Here is a 16,775-nt window from a genome sequence, read left to right on the forward strand (position 1 = left end):
ACGCGTCAGAGGAACGACGAGACGATGACCGAGGCGACGACGCCGATGATGGCCAGTACGAACAGGCCTTGCAGCAGGCTCAGGCCCGATTCGGTTTGCTGAGCGTTGTGGGTCTTACGCAGACTCATGTGCGGATTCCTTGGAGGCGGTTTTGCGGCTTGCGAGCCACCGTCCCAGGACAATGACCAGCAGCGCGCCAATAACTTCAGCGGCGATTTTAACCGCCTGCGGCTGCTCGCCGAATTGACGTACGACAACCACGTCCGTAACAAGCATGCCACCGGCGATCCAGCCCAGCAGGCCGGCACCGAACGTGACGACCAGCGGGTAGCGGTCGATAAGCTTCAGGACCAGGGTGCTGCCCCAGATGATGATGGGCACGCTGACGACCAGGCCGAAGACGACCAGGCCGATCTGGTGGTCGGCATGGGCGTTCTGGGCGGCGCCGGCGATGGCGATCACGTTGTCCAGGCTCATGACGAAGTCGGCCACGATGATGGTCTTGACGGCGGCCATGATGGAGGTGCCGCCCTTGATGCCGTCATGTCCCTCGTCTTCGGGGATCAGCAGCTTGACGCCGATCCACAGCAGCAGCGCACCGCCGACGACCTTCAGGAACGGGATGTTGAGCAGCGTGAGGGCGAAGGCGATCAGGACGACGCGCAGGATGATGGCGCCGGCCGTCCCCCAAAGAATGCCCTGCATGCGCTGTTTGGGGGCCAGATTGCGGCACGCCAGAGCGATGACCACGGCATTGTCGCCGCCGAGCAGGATGTCGATCATGATGATCTGGAAGACAGCCGCCCAGCTCAGCGTTTGGAAAAACTCGAGCACTTTAAAAACCCCCAACGGTGTTATGTAGGAAACCTCTCCGACACCGGACCACCTCGGGGAACAACCCGGGCGCCCGCCCGATTTCACGGGGGAAATCGGGATCGGTACAGCCCGGTATTGTAGTTCAGCTTTGCGTCATTAAGTTAACGATCAGCTTTCATTAAGCCATCACTCAGCTTCGTTGCTGGCGCAACAAGAAGAACTTGCCCAGTGCCAGCACCAGCAGCGCACCGATGACGCCGGTCAGCATCGCGAAGTGGTGCTGCGTCATGCCCAGGGCGGCGTCGATGCGGGCCACGGGCTCCTGCAGCGCGGGGTCGCCCACCAGCAGCTCGCCGGCGATGAAGCCCAGCAGCGCGGCACCCACCCAGACGATGACCGGGAAGCGCTCGATGACCTTGAGCAGCAGCGTGCTGCCGAAAATGACCAGCGGGATGCTGATGGCCAGGCCCAGCACCAGCAGCGTGGTGTCGCCCATGGCAGCGGCGGCCACGGCCACGACGTTGTCCAGGCTCATCACCAGGTCGGCGATCATGATGGTGCGGATGGCGGTCATGAGGTTGCCGTGCTCTTTGCCACCGCCGTCTTCCTCGCCCTCGGGCAGCAGCAGCGTGACGCCGATGTAGACCAGCAGCAGCGCGCCGATCAGCTTGAGATACGGCAGCATCAGCAGCTTGGCGGCGACCAGGGTCAGCACGATACGCATGATGATCGCGGCGGCGGAACCGACCACGATGGCTTTCTTTTGCTGTTGCGGGGGCAACGATCTGGCGGCCAGTGCGATGACGACGGCGTTGTCGCCCGACAGCAGAATGTTGACCCAAATGATCTGGAGCAACGCGATCCAGAATGCTGCAGAACTGAGTTCCATGCCTCTCTTTCCTAGTTGATCCCCTAGGTTTTATTGATGGATGTATGACCCGCAATGCACGGCCGCCGTCCTGTCCTGCGAGCCGGACGGCTATTGTTGTGTGAGTGCACTGGAGGCATAGGGAGAACGCCCTACCCTTTCATTATAGTTTCGTATCACTGTCCGACGTCTTTCAATTTCGGCTGGCGTGGCGCAACCCGGGAAATCCCCGAGAAAATGCGTCCATGGCATGGGCACGCCGCCCGCGCCGGCAAAGAAAAAGCCCGCCTTTGCAGGCGGGCTTTCACGGTCATGGGAGACCCGAAGACGGCGATTACAGAACCGACTTCAGCAGCTTGCCCATTTCCGACGGGTTGCGCGTGGTACGGATACCGCACGCTTCCATCACTTCCAGCTTGGCGTCGGCCGTGTCGGCACCGCCCGAGATCAGCGCGCCGGCGTGGCCCATGCGCTTGCCCGGAGGGGCGGTGACACCCGCGATGAAGCCGACGACCGGCTTCTTCATGTTGTCCTTGGCCCACTCGGCGGCGTTCACTTCGTCCGGACCGCCGATTTCGCCGATCATGATGACGGCGTCGGTGTCGGGATCGTCGTTGAACAGCTTCAGGACGTCGACGTGCTTCAGGCCGTTGATGGGATCGCCACCGATGCCGACGGCGCTCGATTGGCCCAGACCCAGCTCGGTGACCTGCGCCACGGCTTCATACGTCAGGGTGCCCGAACGGCTGACGATGCCGATGCGGCCCTTGCGGTGGATGTGACCCGGCATGATGCCGATCTTGATTTCGTCGGGGGTGATCAGACCCGGGCAGTTCGGGCCCAGCAGCAGCGTCTTGCTGCCCTTGGCCTTCATGCGGTTCTTCACTTCCAGCATGTCACGCACCGGGATGCCTTCGGTGATGCAGACCACCAGATCCAGCTCGGCCTCGACGGCTTCCCAGATGGCGGCGGCAGCGCCCGCGGGCGGCACGTAGATCACCGAAACGGTGGCGCCGGTGTCCTGCTTGGCGTCCTTGACCGAGGCGTAGATGGGGATGCCTTCGAAGTCTTCACCCGCCTTTTTGGGGTTCACGCCGGCCACGAAGGCGGCTTTGCCATTGGCGTAGTCACGGCACATACGGGTGTGGAACTGGCCCGTCTTGCCCGTGATGCCCTGGGTGATGACTTTGGTGTCCTTGTTGATCAGAATCGACATTTGTGAATCCTTGGCAATTTTTTACTTGGCAGCGGCGACGACCTGGGTCGCGGCTTCGGCCATGGTGTCAGCGCTGATGATGGGCAGGCCCGAGTCGGCCAGCATCTTCTTGCCGAGTTCTTCGTTGGTGCCCTTCATGCGCACGACCAGCGGCACGCTCAGGTTGACGGCCTTGCAAGCCGCGATCACGCCTTCGGCGATGACGTCGCAGCGCATGATGCCGCCGAAGATGTTGACCAGAATGGCCTTCACGCTCTTGTTCTTGAGCATGATCTTGAAGGCTTCCGTGACCTTCTCGGCCGTGGCGCCGCCGCCGACGTCCAGGAAGTTGGCCGGCTCGCCGCCGAACAGCTTGATGGTGTCCATGGTGGCCATGGCCAGACCGGCGCCGTTCACCAGGCAGCCGATGTTGCCGTCGAGCTGGATGTAGGCCAGGTCGAACTTCGAGGCTTCGATTTCAGCGGGATCTTCTTCGTCCAGGTCGCGGTAGGCGACGATTTCCGGATGACGGAACAGGGCGTTGGGATCGAAGTTGAACTTGGCGTCCAGGGCGATGATGTTGCCCTTGGAGTCGCGGTTCAGCGGGTTGATTTCGACCAGCGAGGCGTCGGTGTCCATGTAGCACTTGTAGAGCTTCTGGAACACGTCCACGGCCTGGGCGGTCGAGTCGGCGGGCAGGCCGATCGCGTCGGCGACCTTCTTGGCTTGTTCGCTGGTCAGACCGGTTTGCGGGTCGATGTATTCGGTGATGATCTTTTCGGGCGTCGAGTGGGCCACTTCCTCGATGTCCATGCCGCCTTCGCTCGAGGCGATCAGGGCGATCTTCTGCGTCGCGCGGTCGGTGACCAGCGAAACGTAGTATTCCTTCTGGATGTCGGCGCCGTCTTCGATGTACAGGCGCTTGACCTTCTGGCCTTGCGGGCCGGTCTGGTGCGTGACCAGTTGCATGCCCAGGATTTCGCCTGCCAGCTTGCGCACGTCATCCAGCGAGCGCGCCAGCTTCACGCCGCCGCCCTTGCCGCGGCCACCCGCGTGGATCTGTGCCTTGACGACCCAAACCGGTCCACCCAGCTTTTCAGCCGCTGCCACGGCTTCGTCTACGGAAAAGGCGGGAATCCCGCGCGGCACGGGGACGCCAAATTGCTTCAGCAATTCCTTGCCTTGATACTCGTGGATTTTCATGTGTTACCTGTCAGGACGTATGAGAAAAAGAGGGTGAATCGGAATCCGCAACGACCGCCTCCCCTTGCGCCTCGCCCGTATACCACTGAGGGTAGTACTCGAGCACGACGGGGCCGTCGGTACGCAATGCATGGCAGCCGTCCAACTGAAACGGACGCCGCTCCGGATTACTGGCACTGTTCTGGCGCCGCTCGCCGGCCATCATCTGGACGGCAGACGTGGGCAGCACCTGCGAAAGCTCAGTCATGTGCGTACAGCCCGCGACATGGCCGAAGCGCTCTTTGACCTGGCGGCGGAACCCCTTGAGCAGGTTCATGCCGACCAGATCCGCATAAGCGCCGTCGATCGCCATACAGGACTCACCATAAGGCGCGGCATCGTACGCGGCGACTGCCGCGACGATGGTGTAGCCGTCGTCGATGGTGATGCGCAAATGCATGTGATGAATGGGATCGCCCGCCTTGAAGGTTTCGCCGTTGCGCTTGGGAAAGTCGTAGCCCTTGACATCGATCAGCTCGGCTTCCAGGTCCCAGAGCCCGTCTTCGCGCCCATAGCACTGCACGCGTATCGAACGCGTGTGTAGGGGTTGGCGCGAAATTTCAGACGGAGGCAAGGGCATAAACGACCTGCTGGCACGACTTTGACGCAAGGCAGCAAAACCAACAAAGTATAACGCAGCACTCAGACATAAGGCCGTCCCGTCTTCCGGCCCTTGATCCGCGGCAAGTGTCCATTGCACCTGCACAAAAAAACCGCCGGCACCCGGATTTCGGACGCCAGCGGTCGTGAGGAAACGCTGCGGCGGGATCGCCACGGCCCTGCCGGCCGTGCCAATTCCCTACCGATATCAATCGCTTAGGCGGATTCCCGCAGCGCGCGGGCGGCCTGCACCATGCTGATGAGCGCGGCTTCGGTTTCCGGCCAGGCGCGGGTCTTGAGCCCGCAATCCGGGTTCACCCACAGCCGCTCCCTGGGCAGCCGGCTGGCGGCCTTCTGCATCAGGCCGACCATCCAGTCCACCTCGGGCACGTTGGGCGAGTGGATGTCGTAGACGCCCGGGCCGATGTCGTTGGGGTAGCGGAAGTCCTCGAACGCCTTGAGCAGCTCCATGTTGGAGCGCGAGGTCTCGATGGTGATCACGTCGGCGTCCATGGCGGCGATCGACTCGATGATGTCGTTGAACTCCGAATAGCACATGTGGGTGTGGATCTGGGTCTCGCTGCCGACGCCGGCCGTGCTCAGGCGGAAGCAGTCGACGGCCCAGTCCAGGTAGGCGGCCCAGTCGGCGCGCCGCAGCGGCAGGCCCTCGCGGATGGCGGGCTCGTCGATCTGGATGACCTTGATGCCGGCCCGCTCCAGGTCCACCACCTCGTCGCGCAGCGCCAGGGCCAGCTGGCGGCAGGTGGCCTCGCGCGGCTGGTCGTCGCGCACGAACGACCACTGCAGGATCGTGACCGGCCCTGTCAGCATGCCCTTGACCGGCTTGTCGGTCAGGGACTGGGCGTAGGAAGACCAGCCCACGGTCATGGGCGCGGGGCGCGCCACGTCGCCGAAGATCACCGGCGGCTTGACGCAGCGCGAGCCATAGCTCTGCACCCAGCCGTTTTTCGTGAAGGCGAAGCCGGCCAGCAGCTCGCCGAAGTACTCCACCATGTCGTTGCGCTCGGGCTCGCCATGCACCAGCACGTCCAGGCCCACTTTCTCCTGGAAGCGGATGACTTCCTCGATTTCCTTGCGGATGGCGGCCTCGTATGCCGAGTCCGTCAGCGCACCCGCCTTCCAGTCGCGCCGCAGCGCGCGGATCTCGGCGGTCTGCGGGAACGAACCGATGGTGGTGGTCGGGAAGGCGGGCAGCTTGAGGTCGGCCTGCTGGCGCGCGATGCGCTCGGCGAACGGCGCGCGCTCGCGGCTGACCTGGGCGGCGCTTTCCATGCGCCGGGCGACGGCGGGATTGTGGATGCGCGGCGAGGCGGCACGGGCGGCCAGCGCGGCGCGCTGCGCCGCCAGGCCGTCCTGCACCGCTGCGTCGGAGCCGCCCGCGAGCGCGCGGCCCAGCAGCCTGAGCTCCTCGAGCTTCTGCACGGCGAACGACAGCCAGCTCTTGAGCTCGGCGTCGAGCTCGGTTTCATAGGCCAGATCGACCGGCACGTGCAGCAGCGAGCACGACGGCGCCAGCCAGAGGCGCTCGCCCAGCTGCCGGGCCACGGGCCCGAGCACCGCCAGCGCGGCGTCGAGGTCGGTGCGCCAGATGTTGCGGCCGTTGATCACGCCGGCGGACAGGATCTGATCGTCGCGCAGCCCGGCCGCCACCTCGGCCAGTTGGCCGGGCGCACGCACCAGGTCCACGTGCAGACCGGCCACCGGCAGGGCCAGCGCGGTGTCGAGATTGTCTTTCAGCCCGTCGAAATAACTGGCGACCAACAGCTTGACGGGCGCCGACGCGAGCGTGGCGTAGGCCGACGCAAAGGCCTCGCGCCAGGCCTGCGGCAGGTCGAGCGACAGGATGGGCTCGTCGATCTGCACCCATTCCACGCCCTGGGCGGCGAAACGCCGCAGCACCTCGCCATAGACCGGCAACAGCGCCTCGAGCAGGCCCAGCTTGGCGACGTTGTCCGCGCCCTCGAACGCGTCGCCCTTGCCCAGCCAGAGCCAGGTGAGCGGGCCGGGGATGACCGGCTTGACCGCATGGCCCAGCGCCTGCGCTTCGCTGACCTGGGCGAACAGGTCTTCGCGCGCGATACGGAAGGTCTGGCCCGGCGCGAGCTCCGGCACGATGTAGTGGTAGTTGGTGTCGAACCACTTGGTCATTTCGCAGGCGGCGGCAGGCGTGCCGCTGGGTGCGCGGCCACGCCCCATGCGAAACAGCGTGTCGAGCGACACGGGCTCGCCGGCCGGCTGGCCGAAGCGGGCGGGCACGGCGCCCAGCAGCGTGGTCCATTCCAGGATGTGGTCGTACCAGGCGAAATCGCCGACCGGCACGAACTTCAGGCCGTTGGACGCCTGCAGGCGCCAGTGTTCGGCGCGCAGCGCCCGGCCGGTTTCCTGCAGCGCCTGCGCATCCTGCTTGCCGGCCCAATAGGCCTCGACCGCACGCTTGAGTTCGCGCTGGGCACCGATGCGGGGGAAACCAAGATTATGAATGATCGTCATGAGAAATCCGGCCTCACACAAAGTTTGTTCAAGTAGACCGGTATTCTGCGCGTAGAATAGCGTGAGTCAAAATCAATCTGGACAAGTTTTTATTGAGTTTGACTCATGCAATAGACGCACGGCCGTGAGGCGACTCCGCTCGGCCCGCGCCTTTGCACTCATCGTCACCTCTACGAAGTCAGGGCATCGAATGCTTGAGATCCGCCATCTGGAAACCCTCGCCGCCATCCGCGACGGGGGCAGCCTGCAGGAAGCCGCCGAGCGGCTGCACCTCACCCAATCCGCGCTGTCGCACCAGTTGCGCGATCTGGAGACCCGGCTGGGCACGCCGCTGCTCAACCGCCGCACCCGCCCCGCCCGCCTCACCACCGCCGGGCTGCGCGTGCTGGCCCTGGCCGACGAGGTGCTGCCCAAGATGCGCAGCACCGAACGCGAGCTGCAGCGTCTGGCGGCGGGCCGCACGGGACGGCTGCACCTGGCCATCGACTGCCACTCCTGCTTCCAATGGCTGATGCCCGCGCTCGACGAGTTTCGCGGCCAATGGCCCGACGTGGCGCTCGATCTGTCGGCGGCGTTTTCGTTCGCCCCCCTGCCCGCGCTGGTGCGCGGCGATCTCGACCTGGTGATCACCTCCGACCCGCAGCCGCTCGAGTCGGTGACCTACCTGCCCTTGTTCAAGTATGAATTGGTGCTGGCGGTGTCCGAGGCCAATCCGCTCGCGGCGAGCCGCAACATCATGCCGGAGCAGCTGGTGGACCAGACGCTCATCACCTACCCGGTCGACCGCCAGCGTCTGGACATCTTCACGGCGTTCCTGGATCCGGCCGACGTGGAGCCCGCCGGCGTGCGCCGCGCGGAACTCACGCCGATGATCGCCCAGCTGGTGGCGAGCAATCGCGGCGTGGCGGCGCTGCCGCACTGGACCCTCACGGAATATTTGGACCAGGGCTGGCTGCGGGTCTGCCATCTCGGCCCGCAGGGGGTGTGGCGCACGCTGTACGCCGCGGTCCGTGCCGAGGACAGCGACACCTCGTACATCCGCGAATTCCTGACGATCGGCCGCGACGTCTGCTTCAAGACGCTGACCCACATCAAGTCGGCGAAAAGCTGAGGCGGCAGCTGGCGACGCGGGTCTTGCGGCCCGCGTCCGGCCGCGCCTCGCTGGCAGCGCCTCGCCGGCAGCGCCTGGCCGGTCGCGCCTTGCCGAGCGCACCTGGCCGGCCGCACCTCGCCGGCCGCACCTGGCCGGTCGCACCTCGCCGGCCGCACCTGGCCGGCCGCCTCAGAACTCGTCTTCGGCGCCGGCGCTGCCGATCACGCGGCGGATCGCATCGTGCGCAAAGCCCCGGCTGGCGAGAAAGCGCACCTGCTTGGCGTAGGCGGCGCGATCGGCCGGCGCCTCGCCGAAGCGCTTGCGCCAGACCTCCAGCGCACGCTCGTACTCGGTGGCACGCAGCGTGTCGCGCACCTCGGCGATCTGGACGTCGTCGATGCCGCTGTGCTTGAGCTCCTGCACGATGCGCGCGGTGCCCTGGCGCGGCGCGCGGCGGTGGGCGAGCGATTGCGCGTAGCGTTCGTTGGACTGCCAGCCCTCGCGCGTGAGCGCCTCCAGCACCTGCGCAACCTCTTCCTCGCTCTCGGCATGCGGCGCGAGCTTGCGTGCGAGGTCCTGGCGCGAGTACTCGCGACGCGACAGATACCCCACCGCGCGCATCTTGAGGCTCGGGCCGCGCCGCGCCGTGCGTGCGGACGCGGCGGCGTCCGGACCAGCACCGCCGGGGGCCGCAGCCTCGGCTGCCGCAGCATCAACTGCCCCACCGTCCTGCCGTGCCTCGCGGTCGGCGCGGCGCCGCGCGGTACGCTCGGCCTTCGCCGCACGCAGCTCCGAACTGCGCGTGTAGACCGGCGCCTCGGGCGCGTCGTCCGGCTGGCGTTCGGATGCGGCGGGCGTGCGCGCCCCGCCCCCGCTGCGCGGCGCAACGGTTTCGAACTCGTCGTCGAGGCGCTCCAGCGTGCGTTCGGAAGGGGTGCGGAATCGGGAGGTCATGGTGCGGTCAGGGTGGGCCCGGGACGCGCCGGCGCGCAGGCCGAAAAATCGCAGGGACAGGCACTAGGGTAACGCGGCCGGCGCTGGCCGCGGCGACCGGGCGGCGACGCCAGGCGCGGACGGCGATCGAGGGCGAAAGCAAAACGGGCGAAGCCTCCTGCGAGGCCTCGCCCGTGAACCGGCAGTCGCGACCATCACGACCCTCGCTGCAATTGCGACGACCGCGACGATCGCGCCAGTCGCGCCAATCGGCTGAACCCGTGGCCGGCGGCCTGCATGGACCCATGCGTGACCGCCATGCCGCGCCCGGGACTCAGTCTTCGGCGCTTTCCTCGGCCGTGGGCACGAACTCGGCCACGCGGCTGACGATGCCCTGGTTTTCGCGGACCTTGTTTTCGATCTCGATCGCGATCTGCTTGTTTTCCTTCAGGTATTCGCGCACGTTGTCCTTGCCCTGGCCGATGCGGTTGCCCGCGTAGCTGTACCAGGCGCCGGACTTGTCGACCACGTTGGCGGCCACGCCGAGGTCGATGATTTCGCCCTCGCGCGAGATGCCCTGGCCGTACATGATGTCGAATTCGGCCTGCTTGAACGGCGGCGCGACCTTGTTTTTCACGACCTTGACGCGGGTTTCGTTGCCCACGACCTCGTCGCCCTTCTTGATCGAGCCGATACGGCGGATGTCGAGGCGGACCGACGAATAGAACTTCAGCGCGTTGCCGCCGGTGGTGGTTTCGGGGTTGCCGAACATCACGCCGATCTTCATGCGGATCTGGTTGATGAAGATCACCATGCAGTTGGTGCGCTTGATCGTGGCGGTGAGCTTGCGCAGCGCCTGGCTCATCAGGCGGGCCTGCAGGCCGGGCAGCGAATCGCCCATCTCGCCTTCGATTTCGGCCTTGGGCACCAGGGCCGCGACCGAGTCGATGACGATCAGGTCGACCGAACCCGAGCGCACCAGCGCGTCGGTGATCTCGAGGGCCTGTTCGCCGGTGTCGGGCTGCGAGATCAGCAGGTCGGTGAGGTTGACGCCGAGCTTGGACGCGTATTGCACGTCGAGCGCGTGTTCGGCGTCGACGAAGGCGCAGGTGCCGCCGATCTTCTGCATCTCGGCGATGACCTGCAGCGTGAGCGTGGTCTTGCCGGACGATTCGGGACCGTAGATCTCGACCACACGGCCGCGCGGCAGGCCGCCGACGCCCAGCGCGATATCCAGGCCCAACGAACCGGTCGAGACGACCTGGATGTTGTGCTCGACCTCGTTATCGCCGTAGCGCATGATCGAGCCCTTGCCGAACTGCTTTTCGATCTGCGAGAGGGCCGCGGCGAGCGCCTTGGCTTTTTCCGACGAGGCCTTGCTGGTTTTGTCGTCCATGAGGTGTCCTATCTGTATGAGTGAGCGGGGTGCGGGACGGTTTCGAGTGGCGGGCGTATCGGATCGGGCAGGCATCACGCGCTGCCCCTGGGCCGAAAAAGCTTGCCGACAAAGTGGGGACAAATAACCCCGACGCTGTCGCGCCGACGGGCCTGCCGCCCCCGCTCCCGGAATTTCGATGGCGATTATGGCATTGAATTGTACTGGATAAAAATCCAGTAAGACAAGTTTTCCACGTATTCCCTGAGTGGGCAAGCCTCGCCCCCTATGACAGAATCGTCGGCACCCCGGCGCCCCGCGCCGCCCCGCCCTCTTCCATAGCCCGATGCGCATTCTCATAGCCGAAGACGACAGCATTCTCGCCGACGGATTGTCCCGCTCCCTGCGACACAACGGCTATGCGGTCGACGCGGTGCGCGACGGCCTGGCCGCGGATTCGGCCCTGGCGGCTCAGCCCTTCGACCTACTGATCCTCGACCTCGGGCTGCCCCAGCTCACCGGCCTCGAGGTGCTGCGGCGCCTGCGCGCGCGCAACTCCGTGCTGCCGGTGCTGATCCTCACCGCGGCCGACAGCGTGGAGCAGCGCGTCAAGGGCCTGGACCTGGGCGCCGACGATTACATGGCCAAGCCCTTCGCGCTGTCCGAACTCGAGGCGCGCGTGCGCGCCCTCACGCGCCGCGGCGCCGGCGGCGGCGCCACCATGATCCGCCACGGCCGCCTCACGTTCGACCAGACCGGCCGCGTGGCCATGGTCGACGACCAGACCCTCGATCTCTCCGCCCGCGAGGTCAGCCTGCTCGAGATCCTGCTGGCACGCAGCGGCCGCATGGTGAGCAAGACGCAGCTCGTGGACCATCTGTGCGAATGGGGCGAGGAGGTCAGCACCAACGCGATCGAGGTCTATGTCCACCGCCTGCGCAAGAAGCTCGAGCCCAGCGGCGTGAAGATCATCACCGTGCGCGGCCTCGGCTACTGTCTGGAGCGAGACCACGGTGCCAACTTCCTCGCCAGCTGAACCGGCGCGCACCGAATCCCTGAACCAGGAGGCCCTCGAGGCGCTGCGCGGCGGCGTCAAAGGGCCGAGCTTCGCGCCGCCGCAGCGCTCGCTGCTGGGCGAAATCCTCGACTGGATGCTGGCGCCGCTGTTCCTCTTGTGGCCCATGAGCGTGGCCATCACCTACGTGGTCGCGCAGAACATCGCCAATGCGCCCTACGACCGCGCGCTGGCCAACAACCTGAACGTACTCGCGCACCAGGTGCAGGCCGACCAGGGCCGCGCGGTGCTGCGCATGAGCGATCCGGCGCGCGAGGTGCTGCGCGCCGACGAGACCGACAGCGTGTTCTGGCTCGCGCTCGGCAGCCGCGGCGAGTACCTGGGCGGCGACCGCGCCCTGCCGCTGCCGCCGCTGGCCGGCCAGCCGCAGCCCGGCCGGGTGCTCTACGCCGACGACACGTTGCGCGGCTTCGGCGTGCGCCTGGCCTACACCTGGGTCGACCTGAAGATTCCCGATACCCAGCCCGCGCTGGTCATCGTGGCCGAAACGGTCGAGAAGCGCGCGCAGCTCGCCAACGACATCATCAAGGGCGTCATCATTCCGCAGTTCGTGGTGCTGCCCATCGCGGTGCTGCTGGTGTGGTTCGGGCTGTCGCGCGGGGTGGCGCCGCTCAACGCGCTGCAACAGCGCCTGCGCGCGCGCAAGCCCGACGATCTGTCGCCCATCGACGAACGCGCCGCGCCTTCAGAGATCGCGCCGCTGGTGGGCGCCATGAACGAGCTGCTCGAGCGGCTGTCGGCCAACGTCGAAGCGCAACGCCGCTTCGTCGCCGACGCGGCGCACCAGCTCAAGACGCCGCTGGCCGGGCTGCGCACGCAGGCCGAACTGGCCTTGCGCGACGCGAGCCCCGAGGAGATGCAGTCGAGCCTGCGCCAGCTCGTCACGGGCTCCGAACGCGCCACCCGGCTGGTGAACCAGCTGCTGCTGCTGGCACGCGCCGAAACGCCCGACGCCACCGGCCTCACCCGCGTCGACCTCAACACCATCGCGTCCGAACAGACCATGCACTGGGTGCCGCACGCGCTCAACCTCGGCACCGACCTGGGCTTCGAGGGCAATCCCACGCCGCTGTACGTCAACGGCAACCCGATCCTGCTGGCCGAGCTGCTCAACAATCTGATCGACAACGCGCTGCGCTACACGCCGCGCGGCGGCCACATCACCGTGCGCGTGCGCGCCCCCAATCCGCTGGCCATCGTCGAGGTCGAGGATTCGGGCCCCGGCATCCCGGTGCATGAGCGCGAACGCGTGTTCGACCGCTTCTACCGCGTGCTGGGCACGCTGTCCGATGGCAGCGGCCTGGGCCTGGCCATCGTGCGCGAGATCGCGCAGAAGCACCGCGCCAGCGTCCGAATCGACGATCATCCGAGCCCGCACTCCACCCTGCCGGGCACGCGCATCCAGGTCGTGTTCGCGCAATACCAGCCCGACCCGGCTCCGCCGCAGTCCTCTACCTGACCTAGGGGATCCCCGGATGCTCCTGGGAGGGGGTTACATAATGTTTCACTATTAAGATTCAGGTAAGGGTCACGTCAGAACCTCGTCAGCCTCGGGACCTACCTTGTCAGCAGCTCGAGGCCACCCCCAATAAAACGGCTGCGGGTAGAACGCACGGCGGATGCACCGCCGGCACGATCCGAGGAGACATCATGAGCACCAGCACCTTGCAGGGTGGGCCCACGGCAGCGCCGCGTCCCATGACCCGGGACGAGCGTCGCGTGATTTTCGCGTCGTCGCTTGGTACCGTTTTCGAGTGGTACGACTTTTATCTGTATGGCTCGCTCGCGGCCATCATCGCAGCGCACTTCTTTTCGGGCGTGAACCCCACCGCGGGCTTCATCTTCGCCCTGCTCGCCTTCGCCGCCGGCTTCGCCGTGCGCCCGTTCGGCGCCCTGGTGTTCGGCCGTCTCGGCGACCTGGTGGGCCGCAAGTACACCTTCCTCGTCACCATCGTGCTGATGGGCGTGTCGACCTTCCTGGTCGGGATCCTGCCCAGCTACGCCAGCATCGGCATCGCCGCGCCCGCCATCCTGATCGTGCTGCGCCTGCTGCAGGGCCTGGCGCTCGGCGGTGAATACGGCGGCGCGGCCACCTACGTGGCGGAACACGCGCCGCAAGGCCGCCGCGGCTTCTACACCAGCTGGATCCAGACCACGGCAACGCTGGGCCTGTTCCTGTCGCTGCTGGTGATCCTGGGCGTGCGCACCGCCATGGGCGAAGAGGCGTTCAAGGAGTGGGGCTGGCGCATTCCGTTCCTGATCTCGGTGATCCTGCTGGGCATCTCGGTCTGGATCCGCCTGCAGCTCAACGAATCGCCGACCTTCAAGCGCATGAAGGAAGAAGGCAAGGGTTCGAAGGCGCCGATCGCCGAATCGTTCGGTCAGTGGCGCAACCTGAAGGTCGTGATCCTGGCGCTGCTGGGCCTGACCGCCGGCCAGGCCGTGGTCTGGTACACGGGCCAGTTCTACGCGCTGTTCTTCCTGACGCAGACGCTGAAGGTCGACGCGAACACCGCCAACATCATGATCGCGATCGCGCTGCTGATCGGCACGCCGTTCTTCGTGATCTTCGGCGCACTGTCCGACAAGATCGGCCGCAAGCCCATCATCATGGCGGGCTGCCTGATCGCGGCACTGACCTACTTCCCGATCTTCAAGGCCATCACGCACTACGCCAACCCGGCGCTGGAGCGTGCCCAGGCCACCGCCCCCGTGACGGTGATCGCCGACCCGGCCACGTGCTCGTTCCAGTTCAACCCGGTGGGCACCGCCTCCTTCACCAGCTCGTGCGACGTGGTCAAGTCGTTCATGGCACGCAACGCCGTGAACTACGACAACCAGGCTGCACCGGCCGGCACGATGGCCTCGGTGAAGATCGGCAACGACGTGTTCCCCTCGTTCGACGGCGCCAGCATGGCACCGGCCGAATTCAAGGCGAAGGCCGCCGAGCTCGACAAGGCCCTCACCGCCGCGATCCGCGCCCACGGCTATCCGGCCAAGGCCGACCCGGCCCAGACCAACAACGTGATGGTCGTGGTCATGCTGACGATCCTGGTCATCTACGTGACCATGGTCTACGGCCCGATCGCGGCGATGCTGGTGGAAATGTTCCCGACCCGCATCCGCTACACCTCGATGAGCCTGCCGTACCACATCGGCAACGGCTGGTTCGGCGGCTTCCTGCCCCCGGTCGCCTTCGCGGTCGTGGCCGCCACCGGCAACATCTACGATGGCCTGTGGTACCCGATCATCATCGCGGTCATGACGCTGGTCATCGGCACCCTGTTCGTACGTGAAACCAAGAACAACGACATCAACGCGTAAGCCAGGACACTTCCCCCGCCGGGTTGGACCGCTGCGCCAACCCGGCCCTTCAAAGCTCCTTATGGAGCTTTTTTTTTGCCTGTCGCGCGCTTGCCCGGCCGCGCCGCGCTTGATTCAGGACCCTGTCAGACCCCCACGCGTAGACTGGCCGCTCAGATCACGGTCTTGCGTTTTTCTCCGGACAAACGATCCCCTGTACGGAGTTTGCAGGGCCAGTACTCTGACACCGATATCGCGTTCCCCGCGAGCCTTTTTTGACGCGATATCGTGTGCCCCGTATCGGCCCGGCCCTAGCCGGGCCGTCTTTTTTTGTGCCGCGCGCGGCGCGCCCTCCCCCGACCTCACCCGCAAAAAAAAGACCGCCCGAGGGCGGTCAGAAGCCTTTGAATCCAGGGGTGATGCGGATCAGCGGCGCATGCCTGCGCCCACCGCCAGCACGCCGACGACGATCGCGGCGATGCCTGCCCACGTGGGGATCGGCACCGACTTCTCGGTCTCGGCCGTGGCCTTGACCGAGCCGACCTGCAGCACGGTTTCCTCGGATTTGTAGTTAAAGCCCTTGTACACGAGCGCCGCAGCGCCGAGCACGATCAGAACAGCACCAATTAGGGTTGCGGGTTTCATGGCACTCCTCTTTCAGCCGTGGATGATGGTGGGGACATTACCGGAAGGCCCACAGGGTGTCAGTGACAGAGCGTGTCGCCGTTGACACGCAAGATACAAACGCCGCGCGGCCACCGCGTCGTATAGAATCGATGCTTTTGCGCTGAAGCCATGTGGTTCAAGAATCTCAAGATCTACCGACTGTCCTCGCCCTGGACGTTGACCGGCGAGCAGCTTGAAGAAAGCCTTGCCCGGCACGCCTACCAGTCCGGCAACAACCTCGAAATGCAGAGTCTGGGCTGGATCCCGCCGCGTGAAAATGGCGGCCTGGCCCATATGGTGAACGGGCAGATCCTGCTCACGCTGCGCGCCGAGAAAAAGCTGCTGCCCGGCACCGTGGTCAACCAGGTCACGAAGGCCCGCGCCCAGGAAATCGAAGAGCAGCAGGGCTACAAGCCCGGCCGCAAGCAGATGAAGGAGCTCAAGGAGCGCGTCACCGACGAACTCCTGCCGCGCGCCTTCAGCGTGTACCGCGACACCCGCGTCTGGATCGACACCGTCAATCACTGGCTGGTGATCGACGCCGCCGCCTCGGCCAAGGCCGATGAGGTGATCGGCCTGCTCGTGAAGTCCGTCGACCCGCTGCCGCTCGAAAACCTCTACGTGGCCGAATCGCCCGCCTCCGCCATGACCGGCTGGCTGGCCGAAGACGAGGCGCCGGCCAACTTCTCGATCGACCAGGACACCGAGCTGCGTGCCTCCGGCGAGAGCCGCGCGGCGATCCGCTACGTGAAGCATTCGATCGACGCCGACGACGTGCGCCGCCATATCCAGTCGGGCAAGCAGTGCACCCGCCTGGCCATGACCTGGGCCGATCGCGTCTCCTTCGTGCTGACCGAGGCGATGGACGTCAAGCGCGTCGCGCCGCTCGACGTGCTGAAGGAAAATCCCGACGCGATCTCGCAGAACGACGACGAGAAGTTCGAGTCCGACATGGTGCTCATGACCGGCGAACTCTCCAAGCTGATCGCCGAGCTGGTCGAGGCCCTGGGCGGCGAAAAGAAGATCTGACGCGCCCTGCCCGGCGGCAAAAAAAAACCGCGCATCCCTTTTCGGGGCTGCGCGGTTTTTTCTTGTGGC

General features: G+C 65.9%; 15 protein-coding genes. 5 read left to right on the plus strand and 10 right to left on the minus strand.

Going from position 1 to position 16,775, the window contains the following annotated elements; translation table 11 throughout:
• Positions 1-5: 5 nt before the first annotated feature.
• From CEG14_RS26650 to metE, 7 genes are all read right to left on the minus strand, one after another.
• Positions 6-128: a hypothetical protein gene (locus tag CEG14_RS26650; RefSeq protein WP_255032365.1), complete on the minus strand. Its 123-nt coding sequence runs from the start codon at positions 126-128 to the stop codon at positions 6-8.
• Positions 115-834, minus strand: coding sequence for a TerC family protein (locus CEG14_RS15255; protein ID WP_094827165.1), 720 nt, complete (start codon positions 832-834; stop codon positions 115-117). Before CEG14_RS15255 ends, CEG14_RS26650 begins: the two co-directional genes overlap by 14 nt.
• Positions 835-1,006: 172 nt before the next feature.
• The gene (locus CEG14_RS15260; protein ID WP_094827166.1) at positions 1,007-1,705 is read right to left on the minus strand and encodes a TerC family protein; all 699 of its coding nucleotides are present in this window, start codon (positions 1,703-1,705) and stop codon (positions 1,007-1,009) included.
• Between the two features lie 313 nt (positions 1,706-2,018).
• The gene (gene sucD / locus CEG14_RS15265; RefSeq protein WP_094827167.1) at positions 2,019-2,900 is read right to left on the minus strand and encodes a succinate--CoA ligase subunit alpha; all 882 of its coding nucleotides are present in this window, start codon (positions 2,898-2,900) and stop codon (positions 2,019-2,021) included.
• Positions 2,901-2,921: 21 nt separating this feature from the next.
• Positions 2,922-4,082 carry an ADP-forming succinate--CoA ligase subunit beta gene (gene sucC / locus CEG14_RS15270; protein WP_094827168.1) on the minus strand — a complete coding sequence of 387 codons (1,161 nt, stop codon included), beginning with the start codon at positions 4,080-4,082 and terminating at the stop codon, positions 2,922-2,924.
• 10 nt (positions 4,083-4,092) lie between these two features.
• A complete protein-coding gene (locus CEG14_RS15275) occupies positions 4,093-4,701 on the minus strand; it encodes a DUF2889 domain-containing protein (RefSeq protein WP_094827169.1) in 609 nt (202 codons plus the stop codon).
• Between the two features lie 236 nt (positions 4,702-4,937).
• Entirely contained in the window at positions 4,938-7,232 is a 2,295-nt protein-coding gene (metE, locus tag CEG14_RS15280; RefSeq protein ID WP_094827170.1) for a 5-methyltetrahydropteroyltriglutamate--homocysteine S-methyltransferase, read from the minus strand.
• Positions 7,233-7,422: 190 nt separating this feature from the next.
• On the opposite strand from metE, the gene CEG14_RS15285 reads away from it, so the two are divergent.
• Positions 7,423-8,343 (plus strand): LysR family transcriptional regulator, encoded by a 921-nt coding sequence (locus tag CEG14_RS15285; RefSeq protein ID WP_094827171.1) that lies wholly within the window; start codon positions 7,423-7,425, stop codon positions 8,341-8,343.
• A 171-nt stretch (positions 8,344-8,514) separates the two neighbouring features.
• Here CEG14_RS15285 and recX read toward each other — a convergent pair whose 3' ends face one another.
• Complete coding sequence (gene recX / locus CEG14_RS15290) at positions 8,515-9,279, minus strand: recombination regulator RecX (protein ID WP_094827172.1); 765 nt, start codon at positions 9,277-9,279, stop codon at positions 8,515-8,517.
• Between the two features lie 313 nt (positions 9,280-9,592).
• Positions 9,593-10,654, minus strand: a complete 1,062-nt coding sequence (gene recA / locus CEG14_RS15295) for a recombinase RecA (protein ID WP_094827173.1) — start codon at positions 10,652-10,654, stop codon at positions 9,593-9,595.
• Between the two features lie 325 nt (positions 10,655-10,979).
• Between recA and CEG14_RS15300 the strand changes: the two genes are divergently transcribed.
• From CEG14_RS15300 to CEG14_RS15310, 3 genes are all read left to right on the plus strand, one after another.
• Positions 10,980-11,669 carry a response regulator transcription factor gene (locus CEG14_RS15300; protein ID WP_094827174.1) on the plus strand — a complete coding sequence of 230 codons (690 nt, stop codon included), beginning with the start codon at positions 10,980-10,982 and terminating at the stop codon, positions 11,667-11,669.
• A gap of 115 nt (positions 11,670-11,784) precedes the next feature.
• Positions 11,785-13,167 (plus strand): sensor histidine kinase, encoded by a 1,383-nt coding sequence (locus tag CEG14_RS15305; RefSeq protein ID WP_094827570.1) that lies wholly within the window; start codon positions 11,785-11,787, stop codon positions 13,165-13,167.
• A gap of 191 nt (positions 13,168-13,358) precedes the next feature.
• Positions 13,359-15,032, plus strand: a complete 1,674-nt coding sequence (locus CEG14_RS15310; RefSeq protein WP_094827175.1) for an MFS transporter — start codon at positions 13,359-13,361, stop codon at positions 15,030-15,032.
• A gap of 405 nt (positions 15,033-15,437) precedes the next feature.
• On the opposite strand, the gene CEG14_RS15315 is transcribed toward CEG14_RS15310, so the two are convergent.
• The gene (locus tag CEG14_RS15315; RefSeq protein WP_094827176.1) at positions 15,438-15,656 is read right to left on the minus strand and encodes a hypothetical protein; all 219 of its coding nucleotides are present in this window, start codon (positions 15,654-15,656) and stop codon (positions 15,438-15,440) included.
• 150 nt (positions 15,657-15,806) lie between these two features.
• On the opposite strand from CEG14_RS15315, the gene CEG14_RS15320 reads away from it, so the two are divergent.
• Positions 15,807-16,706, plus strand: coding sequence for a recombination-associated protein RdgC (locus tag CEG14_RS15320; protein WP_094827177.1), 900 nt, complete (start codon positions 15,807-15,809; stop codon positions 16,704-16,706).
• Positions 16,707-16,775: the final 69 nt, after the last annotated feature.

It is taken from the genome of Bordetella genomosp. 1, assembly GCF_002261335.1.
In the GTDB taxonomy this organism is placed as follows: domain Bacteria; phylum Pseudomonadota; class Gammaproteobacteria; order Burkholderiales; family Burkholderiaceae_B; genus Bordetella.

Bases quoted from the DNA above. Each gene is read 5' to 3' on its own strand.
- CEG14_RS26650 (WP_255032365.1), bottom strand. From the start codon at position 128: ATGAGTCTGCGTAAGACCCACAACGCTCAGCAAACCGAATCGGGCCTG.
- CEG14_RS15260 (WP_094827166.1), bottom strand. From the start codon at position 1,705: ATGGAACTCAGTTCTGCAGCATTCTGGATCGCGTTGCTCCAGATCATT.
- sucD (WP_094827167.1), bottom strand. From the start codon at position 2,900: ATGTCGATTCTGATCAACAAGGACACCAAAGTCATCACCCAGGGCATC.
- sucC (WP_094827168.1), bottom strand. From the start codon at position 4,082: ATGAAAATCCACGAGTATCAAGGCAAGGAATTGCTGAAGCAATTTGGC.
- CEG14_RS15275 (WP_094827169.1), bottom strand. From the start codon at position 4,701: ATGCCCTTGCCTCCGTCTGAAATTTCGCGCCAACCCCTACACACGCGT.
- metE (WP_094827170.1), bottom strand. From the start codon at position 7,232: ATGACGATCATTCATAATCTTGGTTTCCCCCGCATCGGTGCCCAGCGC.
- CEG14_RS15285 (WP_094827171.1), top strand. From the start codon at position 7,423: ATGCTTGAGATCCGCCATCTGGAAACCCTCGCCGCCATCCGCGACGGG.
- recX (WP_094827172.1), bottom strand. From the start codon at position 9,279: ATGACCTCCCGATTCCGCACCCCTTCCGAACGCACGCTGGAGCGCCTC.
- recA (WP_094827173.1), bottom strand. From the start codon at position 10,654: ATGGACGACAAAACCAGCAAGGCCTCGTCGGAAAAAGCCAAGGCGCTC.
- CEG14_RS15300 (WP_094827174.1), top strand. From the start codon at position 10,980: ATGCGCATTCTCATAGCCGAAGACGACAGCATTCTCGCCGACGGATTG.
- CEG14_RS15305 (WP_094827570.1), top strand. From the start codon at position 11,785: ATGCTGGCGCCGCTGTTCCTCTTGTGGCCCATGAGCGTGGCCATCACC.
- CEG14_RS15310 (WP_094827175.1), top strand. From the start codon at position 13,359: ATGAGCACCAGCACCTTGCAGGGTGGGCCCACGGCAGCGCCGCGTCCC.
- CEG14_RS15315 (WP_094827176.1), bottom strand. From the start codon at position 15,656: ATGAAACCCGCAACCCTAATTGGTGCTGTTCTGATCGTGCTCGGCGCT.
- CEG14_RS15320 (WP_094827177.1), top strand. From the start codon at position 15,807: ATGTGGTTCAAGAATCTCAAGATCTACCGACTGTCCTCGCCCTGGACG.